The 11,914-nt window shown below is 72.3% G+C and carries 9 protein-coding genes and 1 pseudogene; 5 read left to right on the top strand and 5 right to left on the bottom strand.

Annotated elements, in window-relative coordinates; genetic code table 11:
* From AB0O82_RS38020 to AB0O82_RS38010, 3 genes and pseudogenes are all read left to right on the top strand, one after another.
* Window positions 1-92: pseudogene (locus AB0O82_RS38020) on the top strand (ABC transporter ATP-binding protein); the annotation flags it as partial.
* A gap of 60 nt (window positions 93-152) precedes the next feature.
* The gene (locus AB0O82_RS38015) at window positions 153-2,714 is read left to right on the top strand and encodes an FtsX-like permease family protein (protein WP_363589524.1); all 2,562 of its coding nucleotides are present in this window, start codon (window positions 153-155) and stop codon (window positions 2,712-2,714) included.
* A gap of 144 nt (window positions 2,715-2,858) precedes the next feature.
* Complete coding sequence (locus AB0O82_RS38010) at window positions 2,859-3,131, top strand: hypothetical protein (protein WP_363589522.1); 273 nt, start codon at window positions 2,859-2,861, stop codon at window positions 3,129-3,131.
* A gap of 94 nt (window positions 3,132-3,225) precedes the next feature.
* On the opposite strand, the gene efeU is transcribed toward AB0O82_RS38010, so the two are convergent.
* From efeU to AB0O82_RS37990, 4 genes are all read right to left on the bottom strand, one after another.
* Window positions 3,226-4,059 (bottom strand): iron uptake transporter permease EfeU, encoded by an 834-nt coding sequence (gene efeU / locus AB0O82_RS38005; protein WP_363589520.1) that lies wholly within the window; start codon window positions 4,057-4,059, stop codon window positions 3,226-3,228.
* Window positions 4,060-4,094: 35 nt separating this feature from the next.
* On the bottom strand, window positions 4,095-5,417 hold the full coding sequence (gene efeB, locus AB0O82_RS38000) for an iron uptake transporter deferrochelatase/peroxidase subunit (RefSeq protein WP_363589518.1): 1,323 nt from the start codon (window positions 5,415-5,417) through the stop codon (window positions 4,095-4,097).
* A 107-nt stretch (window positions 5,418-5,524) separates the two neighbouring features.
* Complete coding sequence (efeO, locus tag AB0O82_RS37995; protein WP_363589516.1) at window positions 5,525-6,673, bottom strand: iron uptake system protein EfeO; 1,149 nt, start codon at window positions 6,671-6,673, stop codon at window positions 5,525-5,527.
* Window positions 6,674-6,872: 199 nt separating this feature from the next.
* A complete protein-coding gene (locus tag AB0O82_RS37990) occupies window positions 6,873-7,697 on the bottom strand; it encodes an ATP-binding cassette domain-containing protein (protein ID WP_363589514.1) in 825 nt (274 codons plus the stop codon).
* A gap of 206 nt (window positions 7,698-7,903) precedes the next feature.
* Between AB0O82_RS37990 and AB0O82_RS37985 the strand changes: the two genes are divergently transcribed.
* Window positions 7,904-8,620 carry an AMP-binding protein gene (locus AB0O82_RS37985; protein WP_363589512.1) on the top strand — a complete coding sequence of 239 codons (717 nt, stop codon included), beginning with the start codon at window positions 7,904-7,906 and terminating at the stop codon, window positions 8,618-8,620.
* Window positions 8,621-8,657: 37 nt separating this feature from the next.
* Here AB0O82_RS37985 and AB0O82_RS37980 read toward each other — a convergent pair whose 3' ends face one another.
* A complete protein-coding gene (locus AB0O82_RS37980; RefSeq protein ID WP_363589510.1) occupies window positions 8,658-9,986 on the bottom strand; it encodes a hypothetical protein in 1,329 nt (442 codons plus the stop codon).
* Window positions 9,987-10,195: 209 nt separating this feature from the next.
* Here AB0O82_RS37980 and AB0O82_RS37975 point away from each other — a divergent pair, with 209 nt between their 5' ends.
* Complete coding sequence (locus tag AB0O82_RS37975) at window positions 10,196-11,791, top strand: M4 family metallopeptidase (RefSeq protein WP_363589508.1); 1,596 nt, start codon at window positions 10,196-10,198, stop codon at window positions 11,789-11,791.
* Window positions 11,792-11,914 lie beyond the last annotated feature (123 nt).

Here is an 11,914-nt window from a genome sequence, read left to right as displayed (position 1 = left end):
ACGGCCGCATCGTCGACGAACTCCACCACCCCACCGCCGACACCGTCCTGGACCGCATGCGCCGCTTCGACGCCAAGGGCCGCACCAGCTAGAGCGTCCCGCTGGCCCCGGCGCCCCCGACCTTCGAGAACCCCCAGGACTGACACCCCCTCATGTACCGCACCGCTTTGCGCAACGTGCTGGCCCACAAGGGCCGACTGCTCATGACGATGCTCGCCGTGCTGCTCGGCACCGCCTTCGTCTCCGGCACCATGGTCTTCTCCGACACCTTCGGCAACGCGCTCAGGACTCAGAACTCCAAGAGCTACACGGACATCGCCGTCACGGTCAGCGACCGCGACGCCGCCCGCCAGGCCTACGACCACACGGGCGAGGACTCCGAGGGCCCGGCCCTCACCGAGGAAATCCGCAAGGCGGTCGCGGCGCTGCCCGGCGCCGCCGAGGCGCGCGGCGTGGTCAGCGGCTTCGCCGGCATCGCCGACAAGAAGGGCGCGCTGATCGGCAACGGTTTCTCCACCACCGGCACCAACTACGTGCCGGGCGCCGACGGCACCGACCCGCGCTACCCGCTGGTCGACGGCCGCGGCCCGCACGGCTCGGGCGAGATCGCACTGGACACCAATACCGCCGAGAAGGGCGGCTACAAGGTCGGCGACACCGTCCGGGTCGCCGTCAACGGCCCGGTGATGGAGCTCAAGCTCACCGGCACCCTGACCACCAACGACCCGCGCGTGCTGGCCGGCGGCTCGCTGGCCGCCTTCGACACCGCCACCGCCCAGCAGCTCTACCTGAGCCCGGGCCGCTACGCCGAGCTGGACGTCAAGAGCAAGCCGGGCGCGGACGACACCGCGCTGCTCGCCGCCGTCAAGCAGACCGCCCCGCAGGGCGACTCGATCGAGGCGAAGACCGGGCGCGAGCTCGCCGCCGAGCAGGACCGGATGATCCAGCAGGGCACCAAGGTCCTGAGCACCTTCCTGATGGTCTTCGCCTTCATCTCACTGTTCGTCGGCATCTTCATCATCGCCAACACCTTCACCATGCTGGTCGCCCAACGCACCAAGGAACTCGCACTGCTGCGGGCGATCGGCGCCAGCCGCAGGCAGATCACCCGCTCCGTGCTGGTCGAGGCACTACTGGTCGGCCTGCTCGCCTCGGCGGCCGGGCTGCTCGCCGGCATCGGGATCGGCGCCGGAATGCAGTCGCTGGTCAGCGCGATGGACGACACCATGCCGCAGGGCTCGCTGGTGATCAAGCCGCTCACCATCGCGGTGACCCTGGCCGTCGGCGTCCTGGTGACGGTGCTGTCCGCCCTGCTGCCGGCCGTGCGCGCCGCCCGGATCGCCCCGGTGGCCGCGATGAGCTCGGTCGAGCAGCCGGCCACCCAGAAGAGTCTGCGGGTGCGCAACACGATCGGCCTGCTGTTCACGCTGGCCGGCGCGGGCGCCCTGGCCGCGGGCGCGGGCGGCAAGGAGTACAAGCTGGTCGGGCTCGGCGCGGGCACCCTGCTGATCGGCGTGTTCGTGCTGACCCCGCTGCTGGCCCGGCCGCTGATCGCGCTGTTCGCCCCGCTGCTGCGCAAGGTCTACGGCACGCCGGGCAAGCTGGCCCAGGAGAACGCGATCCGCAACCCGCGCCGGACGGCGGCCACCGCCTCGGCACTGACCATCGGCGTCACCCTGATCACCGCGCTGACCGTGGTCGGCGCCTCGGTGAACAAGGCCGTCGACGCGGCGACCGCGAACGACCTCAAGGCCGACTTCACGGTCGCCATGCAGAACGGCTCGAAGCTCTCCCCCGAGGTCGCCAGCCAGATCGCCAAGGCGCCCGGCGTCAGCGCCATGAGCGTGATGCGCGAAATCCGGGTGACGACCGACAAGGGCGACTCCGACTACGAGTTCCTGACGGGCGTCGACGCCGCGACCATCGGCCAGCTGGCCACCGTCAAGGTCAAGGACGGCTCGGCGGACGCCCTCAAGCAGGGCAAGCTGATGATGAGCTCGGGCACCGCCGAACGCCTCGGCTTCAAGGTCGGCGACACCATGGCCGTCACCTACCCGGACAAGACCAAGGGCTCGCTCACCGTCGGCGCCGTGCTGGAGGCCAACAGCGCGCTGGCCAACATCATCGCCCCGGACAACGTGGTGGGCCCGCACGCGCTGCCCGGCTCCGGCCCGGCGAAGGTCCTGGTGAAGGGCGCCAACGGCGCGGACGAGAAGCTGAAGCAGGCGCTGCGCGACGCGACCGGCGGCAACCCGCTGATCGCGGTCAAGGGCGAGAAGGACATCAAGGCGGAGAACCGTCAGCTGATCACCGGCATGCTGAACATGATGTACGGGCTGCTCGGGATGGCCGTGGTGATCGCGGTGCTCGGCGTGGTCAACACCATGGCGATGTCGGTATTCGAGCGGCGCCGGGAGATCGGCATGCTGCGGGCGATCGGCCTGGACCGGATCGGCATCCGCCGGATGGTCCGGCTGGAGTCGCTGCTGATCGCGCTGTTCGGCGGCGCGGTCGGGATCGGGCTCGGGATCCTGGTGGCCTGGGCGGGCAACCGCACGATGGCCGACTCGTTCAAGAACATGACCACCGTGGTGCCGCCGCTGCAGATCGTCGGCTTCCTAGTCGCGGCCGCGGTGATCGGCCTGCTGGCCGCCCTCTGGCCGGCCCACCGGGCCGCCCGGATGGACATCCTGGGCGCGATCAAGAGCGAGTAGACGCCCCCCGCAAGCGCGCCGGAGCCCCGGACGGTCGAGGACCGTCCGGGGCTCCGGCGTATCCCGGTCCCACCGGGGTACGGCTGTCGGTGGTGCGTGCAAGGATGCTCGCGCGCACAGGGGCGAGGCGAAGGGGGCCAAGGCATGGAGACCAGCCGGTTCACGGGCGAGGACCCGCACGGGCACCAGCACGCGGTGAAGGTCGTCTCGGGGCGGAACAACACCCGGCGCGTGGTCTGCGAGAGCTGCGGCTACCGCAGGTCGGCGACGTTCGGTGCGCAGGCGAAGGCCTCCCAGCACCTGTCGCAGACGCACGACGCCGGGTACGTCCGACAGGAGTTCGCGCCGGGCCCGTGGATCGCCGCGGCCGTCGGGCTGGTCGCCTTCATCGTCTTCCTCTGCGTGTACGGGATATAGCGCCGCGTGCCCGTACGGGACATAGCGCCGCACACGACACCGCCCCGCCCGGCGGGGTGCCGGACGGGGCGGGGCGGTTCGCCGAACGGAGGGGTCAGGCGGCCGGCTTGGCGGCGACGGGCTTCGCCTTGCCGCCGAACAGGCCGAAGAACACGGCGAGGGTCGGCACCAGGTAGAGCAGCCAGACCACGAGCTGCAGCACGGTCGGGTCCGGCTGGAAGTTGAACACGCCCTTGAGCAGGGTGCCGTACCAGCTGTCCTTGGGAATGGTGCTGCTGATGTCGAAGGCCACGCTGTGCAGGCCCGGCAGCCAGCCGGCCTCCTGGAGGTCGTGCACGCCGTAGGCGAGCACGCCGGCCGCGACGACCACCAGCATCGCGCCGGTCCAGGTGAAGAACTTGGCCAGGTTGATCTTCAGCGCGCCGCGGTAGAACAGCCAGCCGAGCACCACCGAGGTGAGCAGGCCGAGCGCGGCGCCGATCAGCGGGTTGTAGCCGTCGTTGGTGGCCTGCACCGCCGACCAGATGAACAGCGCGGTCTCCAGGCCCTCGCGGCCGACCGCCAGGAAGCAGGTGACCACCAGGGCCGTGGTGCCCATGGCGATGGCCGCGTCCAGCTTGCCGTGCAGTTCGGTCTTCAGGTGCCGGGCGGTGCGGCGCATCCAGAACACCATCCAGGTGACCAGCCCGACCGAGATGATCGACAGCGAGCCGCCCAGCGCTTCCTGGGCCTCGAAGGTGAGCTGCGAGGAGCCGAACTGCAGCACGGCGCCGAAGGCCATGCTGAGCACCACGGCGGATGCAACGCCGATCCACACCGGCGGCAGCTTGTCCCTGCGGCCGGTCTTGACCAGGTAGGCGATCAGGATGCAGACGACCAGGCTGGCTTCGAGGCCTTCGCGCAGGCCGATCAGGTAGTTGCCGAACACGGCACTCTCCTCGGGGGGTTGAACGGGGCGGGGGATCAGCCGAAGAGCGCTTGGCCCCACCACTCCCCGGGCTTGCGGACGCCCGCCGGGCAGGCGAAGTGGGCGGAACCGACGTGCTGGATGTACTCGTTGAGCTTGTCGCCGGCCGCGAGCCGCTGCTGGAGCGGCACGAAGGCCTTGCGGGTGTCGCGCTGGTAGGCGAGGAAGAACAGGCCGGCGTCCAGGCGGCCGAGGCCGTCGGTGCCGTCGGTGAAGGAGAAGCCGCGGCGCAGGATCATCAGGCCGTTGTTGGCGTCCGGGTGGGCCAGGGCGACGTGCGAGCCGGCGGGCATCGCCTTGAGGTCCGGCGCGTCGTGCTCCTTGGCCTTGCCGTAGGGAGCGCCCTCGCCCTTGGTCCGGCCGAAGGTGTCCTCCTGGTCCTTGAGCGAGGCGCGGTCCCAGGTCTCGATGTGCATCCGGATCCGCCGGGCGACCAGGTAGGAGCCGCCGGTCATCCACTCGGGGCCGTCGCCGGGGGCGGCCCAGACGTGCTCGGCCAGCCCGGCGCCGTCGGTGCCCGCGATGTTGTGGGTGCCGTCCTTGAAGCCGAGCAGGTTGCGCGGGGTCTGGGCGTCCGGGGTGGTGGAGGAGGTCTTGCCGAAGCCGAGCTGGGACCAGCGGATGTTCACGGTGCCCATGCCGATCCGGGCCAGGTTGCGGATCGCGTGCACGGCGACCTGCGGGTCGTCGGCGCAGGCCTGGACGCAGAGGTCGCCGCCGCTGCGCAGCGGGTCTAGCTTGTCGCCCTTGAAGTTCGGCAGGTCGATCAGGGCCTCGGGGCGCTTGGCGCGGAGGCCGAAGCGGTCGACGCCGTCCTGGTCGAACAGGGTGGGGCCGAAGCCGATGGTGAGGGTGAGCCGGGAGGCGGGCAGGCCGAGGGCCTCACCGGTGTCGTCCGGCGGCGCCTCGGGCAGGCCGTCGGCGGCGCCGGTGCCGACCTCGCGGCCACCGGTCATCGCGGCGGCGGCCTTGGTCCACTCCTTGAGCATCTTGACCAGCGACTCGCGGGTCGCCTTCTCGGAGACGTCGAAGGCGGCGAAGTGCAGGCGGTCCTGGACCGGGGTGGCGATGCCGGACTGGTTCTCGCCGTAGAAGGGCACCTCGGCGCCGGTCTGGGCGGCCGCCGCCGGGGCGGGGTCGTCCTGCCGGGTGGCGGCGGCGACCGAGCCGACGGCGGCGGCGCCGAGCGCGACGCCCGCGCCGGCCCAGCCGATCACGGCCCGTCGGCTGACGGCGCCCCCGGCGGCAGCGGCCGGGGCGTTCGCGGTGCCCTCGGGGTTCTCGGGGTTCTCGGTGCCCTTGGCGTTCTCGGCGTCCATCGGCGGGCGGATCCTTCTCTGTGCTGACTCGCCGATGCCGTGGCGGCCGCTTCGGGCCGCCACGGCGTCGGTGGGGTGGGGACGGTGCTCGGGTGGGGCCGCGGTCGTTACTTGACGACCACGGCGGCGGCCAGCTTCGACAGCGGCTCGCCCAGCGAGTTGACCGCGTCGGAGAAGGTCTTGCGCTCGGCCTCGGTGACCTTGTCGTAGGAGGTGAAGGTGCCGTCGGCCTGCTTGTACTTGGCGAGCAGGGCCTGGATCGCGGTGAACTCGGAGTCCAGGGTCTTGGCCAGCTCCGGGTCCTTCTCGGCGGCGACCGGCTTCAGCAGCTCGTAGGCCTTCTGCGCGCCCTCGACGTTGGCCTGGAAGTCGGCCAGGTCGGTGTGGCTGTAGCGGTCCTCCTCGCCGGTGATCTTGTTGGTGGCGACCTCGTCCAGCAGCTCCTTGGCGCCGTTGGCCATGCTGGTCGCGGTGATCTCGGCCTCGGGGATCTTCTTCTGCCAGTCCTTGAGGTCGTTGACCAGCTGGTCGGCGAGCTTCTTCTCGTCGTCGCCGATCTTGGCGTCGGCCCAGAGCGACTTCTCCAGCTTGTGCCAGCCGGTCCACTCCTGGCCGGCCTCCAGCTTGTCCTCGCGGGTGTCGGTCTTGGGGTCGACGTCGCCGAAGCTCTCGGCGACCGGCTCGGTGCGCTCCCAGCCGGTGCGCGACGGCGCGTACAGCGACTTGGCCTTCTCCACGTCGCCGGCCTTGATCGCGGCGGCGAAGGCCTCGACGGCCGGGATGGTGGCGTCGGCCTGCTGCTGGGCGTACGTGCGGTACGCGTCGACGGCGGCGGTCAGGCGCGGGTCGGCGGCGGCGGCACTGGCGCCCTCGCCGGTCACGGTGATCTTCTGGCGGATGCCGTCGCCGACCATGCCGGGCTTGCAGGCGATCTCGTAGGAGCCGGCCTTGATCTCGGCGTTGATGGTGGCCTTGGTGCCGGGGCCGATGTTCTCGCGCTCGGTGATGATCTTGTCGCCGGCGCCGTAGACGTAGACCTCGGTGGTCTTGGCGCCCTTGTTGCTGATGTCCAGGACGACGTGGCCGGCCGGGAAGCTGGTCTTGGAGACCTCGCAGGCGGTGTCGGTCGCGTTGATCTTGACCGCGTCCGCGCCGCCCGCCTTGTCGTCCTTCTTCGCCGCACAGCCCGCCAGGGTGGCGGTCGCCACGGCGAGGGTGAGCAGCGCGGCTGCGGTGGAACGGCGACGGGCGGACATGCGGGCTCCAACGGAAAAGGGCATGGGTGTGCCAGGGCGGGGCAGGGCTGAGCACCGGTGGGGGCGTCGAACCAGCGACAACCCCGCCTTAGCTAAGGCATACCTTACGTAAAAACTTTTTTACGTCCATACCCGCCCCCGTCGGAAGCGGGCCGACCGCCCAGCCCGCCCAGCCTGCCCATGCCCCGACCGGGACCCGTCAGCGCCCCGGCGTACGCCGCGCGGCCGCCCGGGCCGTCCACCGGCCCTCGTGCCGGCTGATCCGGATCGGGTGGCCGAAGGTCACGCTGATCAGCTCGGTGGTCATCACCTCGTCCACCGGCCCGGCCGCCACGCACTCCCCGTCCCGCAGCAGCAGGGCGTGGGTGGTGCTCTCCGGCAGCTCCTCCAGGTGGTGGGTGACCAGCACACTGGCCAGCTCCGGGTGCTGGTGGCGCAGCAGGTCCAGACTGTCCAGCAGCAGCTCGCGGGCGGTCAGGTCCAGCCCGGTGGCGGGCTCGTCGAGCAGCAGCAGGCGGGGGCTCGGCATCAGCGCGCGGGCGATCAGGGCCCGGCCGCGCTCGCCCTGGGACAGGGTGGTCCACGCCGACTCGGCGATCGCGCCCATGCCGAGCGTCTCGATCAGCTGCTCGGCCCGCTCCAGCACCTCGGGGCCGGGCTTGCGGTGCAACTCCGGCTCGATCGTGTTGGTGTGCCCGGTGAGCACCACCTCGCGCACGCTCAGCGGCGAGCGCAGCGGGTGCCGGGGGTTGACGTGTCCGAGGTGGGCGCGCAGCTCGCGGATGTCCACCCGGCCGAGCCGGCGGCCGAGCACGTCCACCTCGCCCCGGGTGGGGTGGGAGACCGCGCCGAGCAGGGCGAGCAGGGTCGACTTCCCGGCGCCGTTGGGGCCGAGCAGCGCCCAGTGCTCGCCCGGCTCGATGGCGAGGGTGATCCCGCGCAGCAGGTGGCGGCCGTCACGTACGACGTCCACGTCCTGGGTGCGCAGCAGCGGGCCGTCGAAGGACGGGACGGACGAGCTCATGGGGGCGGACCTCCGAGGTGCGGCGCCGGACAGGGCGCGGGCGAAGCGCCGTACCGGACGGGCCGGCGCCGACCGTCTGCGTGCAGAGTACAACCGTCACCGCACGCGGGTCCGGGCCGTCCGAGGAGTGGACGCTCCAGAACCCTGTCACCCTGCGGGAGTTGGGAGGATGATCTGGGCATTCGGAGGGGACGAGGGGAGCGCCGATGCCGACCGACGGGGAAGCGGCCGAGGACCGGGCGGCCGACACGCTGCACGGGCTGGTCGAACTGCGGGCCGGGCAGGCACCGCAGGCGGTGGCCGTCCGCTGCGGCGATGCCGAGCTGACGTACGGGGAACTGGACGCGCGGGCCGACGCCCTGGCCCGCCACCTGGCGGCGCGCGGCCTGGCCCCCGGCGGCCGGGCGGCGGTGGCCCTGGGCCGCGGCACGCAGGTGTACGTCGCGCTGCTCGCGGTGCTGAAGGCGGGCGCCGCGTACGTGCCGCTGGAGCCGAGCGCGCCGGACGCGCTGCTGCGGCACGTCCTGACCGACGCCGCCCCGGACCTGGTGGTGACCGAGGAGAGCCACCGGGTGCGGCTCGCCGACGCGGGCCCGGCGCGGATCGTCTGCCTGGACACGGCCGACCTCACCGAAGAGCCGTCCGACCCACCGGGGGCGCCCGCCGGCCCGACGGACCTCGCCTGCGTCCTCTACACCTCGGGCTCCACCGGCCTGCCCGCCGGGGCCCTGGTCGAGCACCGCAACCTGCTGTCCGCGTACCGGGGTTGGCACGAGGTGTACGGGCTGTCCCCGGCGGACCGGATCCTGCAGACGTCGAGCCTGGAGTTCGACGTCTTCACCGCCGACTGGGTCCGCGCGCTGGGCTCCGGCGCCACCCTGGTGGTCGCCCCGCGCAACCTCACCCTGGACCGCCGGCGGTGACGGCCGCTCGGCGGTGACGGCCTGCGCTGACGACCGGTCAGCGCAGCGCCTCGAACATCCCGGCCAGCCCGTGGTGCGCGGCCGTGAGCAGCGCCTGCGCGGCGTCCAGCGCCTCGGTGCTCGGCCCGGCGAGAGCGAGGCCGACGGCGGGCTCCGGGTCGTGGCCCGCCGTCGGGATCAGCGGCAGGAGGGTGACGTCGAGCCGGGCGCAGCGCGGCCGCAGCCGGTCGAGGTGGTCGTGCAGCGCGCCCGGGGCGAGCCGGGCGCCGAGCGGCATCGCGTCCAGGGTGCGGACGAGGTGGCCCGGGCCCCGCACCTGGTCGAGTCGGGCCCGCAGCATGAAGGCCACGGCCGGGCCGGTGAGCCGCAGGTTGATCTCGGTGGGGGCGAGCCGGCGCCGCCGGTCGGTGACGAAGTCCACGTCGTACCAGCCTCGGTAGCCCTCGGCGGCCAGCCGCTCCCCCACCGCGAGGGCGAACCGGCGGGCCGTCGCGGCGGCGCCCCGGGGCACCGCGTCGGGGCCGACGGTGACGCCCTGGTAGCGGGTGCCGGTGACGCGCATGTCGCCGGCGCCCACCGGGTGCACGGCTCCGTCGGGGCCGACCAGCGCGTCGTAGGTGAGGTCGCGCAGCCGGGCGGCCGGGCCCGGGTCGACGTGCTCCTCCAGCAGCAGGCCGCCCCGGGCGGGCAGGAGTTCGGAGCGGACCAGGCGCCGCAGCAGGGCCCGGCCGCCGCCGGCGGCGAACAGGTCGGCCGGCTCCACCACGACGGTGCCGTAGCCGCCGACGCCGTGCGGACTCTTCAGCACGGTGGTCAGCCCCCGGGCGGCGCGGGCGGTCAGCCGGCGGGCCGCCCGGCCCCGGCCGTCCGGGCGTTCCTGCCGGGGGACGACGACGCCCGGGTGGTCGGGGGCGAGTTCGGCGAACAGGTCGTGGGCCGCCGCCTTGGACTCGTAGCGGTGCACCGCGGCCAGTTCGGGGCCCTCGCCCTGGGCGGCGGTGCGGCCCCAGGTGACCACCGGTCGACCGAGGGCGGCGATCCGCGCGGCCAGGGCCGGCCGTTCGGCGAGCGCCCGGGCGACCGTCCGCTCGGGCGCGACGCCGCCGTGCACCTCGACCGGGCCCCACTCCAGCTCCCGGGCCAGCCAGTCGGTCCACTCCGGGCCGACCTCGGCGGGCAGCACCAGCAGTGCCGGTTCGGGGCTGTAGCAGGTGGCCAGGCAGGCGTAGTGGTGTGCCTGCCGCAGCCGTCGGGCGCGCTGGGCGGCGTCCATGCCCGGGGCGAAGAACTGCTCGTTGAAGTCCGCGACGTTGCCCACGTGGACAGCCGCCCGACCGCCGGTCCAGGCCCCCACCCATCCGTCCATGGGGGCGAGCCTAGGGCCTCGTCAGGTCGTGCGTCATGCGTCGGAACGCGATCGGCCATATGCGGCACGGGTGTTGATTTCTGCTCACTTTTGATTTGAACAGGACACAACTTGGCAAAGATATGACCATTCCTCTAGCTCTACCTGACTGATCGCCGTCAATGTCGGTCGCAGCTCTTTTCCCTGCAGCTACCCCGACTGGAGTCCGAGTGAGCCCCACCTCCTCCTCCCGCCGCCCCCTCGCGGCCGGAGCCATCGCGGTCGTCGCCGCCCTCGTCGCCGTCGCCGTCCCCACCGGCACGGCCTCCGCCGCCCCCGGCATGCGCGAGGCCGCGATATCCCAGGCCCGCGCCAACGTCACCCACAACGCGGGGGTGTTCGGCTTCGGCGCCGGCCAGGACCTCGTGGTCAAGGACGTCGTCCTCGACGCCGACGGCACCCAGCACGTCCGCTTCGACCGCACCTACCAGGGCCTGCCGGTGGTCGGCGGTGACCTGGTCGTCCACCAGGACGCCCGCGGCCGGCTCAAGGACTCCTCCCGCGCGGCCGCCCACGACGCCGCCGTCGGGTCCACCGTCCCGAAGGTGCCCGCGCAGGCCGGCGCCTCCGCCGCGCTCACGGCCGCCCCCGGCGTCCAGGACGCCACCAGCACGCCCGAACTGGTCGTCTGGGCCGCCGACGGCACGCCCCGGCTCGCCTGGCGCACCACCGTCGAGGGCACCGGCGAGCACGGCCAGCCGGCCGGCAAGGTGGTCGTCACCGACGCCACCACCGGCGAGCAGATCGAGACCTACGACGCCGAGCACCAGGCCTCCGGCACCGGCCACTCCGAGTACACCGGCGACATCACGATCGACACCACCGCCCAGAGCGGCGGCGGCTACACCCTCAAGGACTCGGTCCGCGGCCACGTCACCAAGGACGCCAACAACGTCGCGGCGAGCGCGCTCAAGGCCGGCTCCGGCACCGCGTTCACCAGCACCACCAACGTCTGGGGCGACGGGAAGAAGTTCTCCACCGACCGCTCCACCGCCGCCGTCGACGCCCACGCCAACACCGCCTGGACGTACGACTACTACAAGAACACCTTCGGCCGGAACGGCATCAAGAACGACGGCAAGGGCGCCACCGTCTTCGTCCACGTCGGCACCAACTGGGACAACGCCCAGTGGTCCGACAGCTGCTTCTGCATGATGACCGGCGACGGCGACGGCAGCACCGACCCCGAGCAGGTCGACCTCGACACCATGGGCCACGAGATGACCCACGGCGTCACCAGCGCCACCGCCAACCTGCGCTACAGCGGCGAGTCCGGCGGCCTCAACGAGTCCACCAGCGACATCTTCGGCACCATGGTGGAGTGGTACGCCAACAACAAGGTGGACACCCCCGACTACCTGTTCAGCGACCAGTCCACCCCGCCGTGGCTGCGCCGCTTCGACAAGCCCTCGCTCGACGGCCGGTCGGCGGACTGCTGGAGCAGCTCGGTCGGCAAGCTCGACGTGCACAACTCCTCGGGCGTCGGCAACCACTGGTTCTACCTGGCCAGCGAGGGCAGCGGCAGCAAGACCATCAACGGCTACACCTACAACAGCCCCACCTGCAACAACTCCACGGTGGCCGGCATCGGCAACCAGAAGGTCGCCAAGATCTGGTACCGCGCGCTGACCGTCTACATGACCTCCACCACCACCTACAAGGGCGCCCGCACCGCCTCCCTGAGCGCGGCCAAGGACCTGTACGGCCTCAACAGCACCGAGTACAAGGCCGTCGCGGCGGCCTGGAGCGGCGTCAACGTCAACTGACGCGCACGGTCCGGCGCGGCGGCCCAGGCCTCCAGAACACGATGTTGGGCGAGAAGATCGACGTCGAGGGCAAGGGGACCGTCGACGGCGGTCTGTTCACCCTCAAGACGTCCAACGGCGAGA

The sequence above is a fragment of the Kitasatospora sp. NPDC088264 genome (genome assembly GCF_040685715.1).
Taxonomy (GTDB): domain Bacteria; phylum Actinomycetota; class Actinomycetes; order Streptomycetales; family Streptomycetaceae; genus Kitasatospora.
The sequence above is the reverse complement of the archived record's forward strand: the minus strand, read 5'-3'. Positions and strand labels throughout refer to the sequence as shown.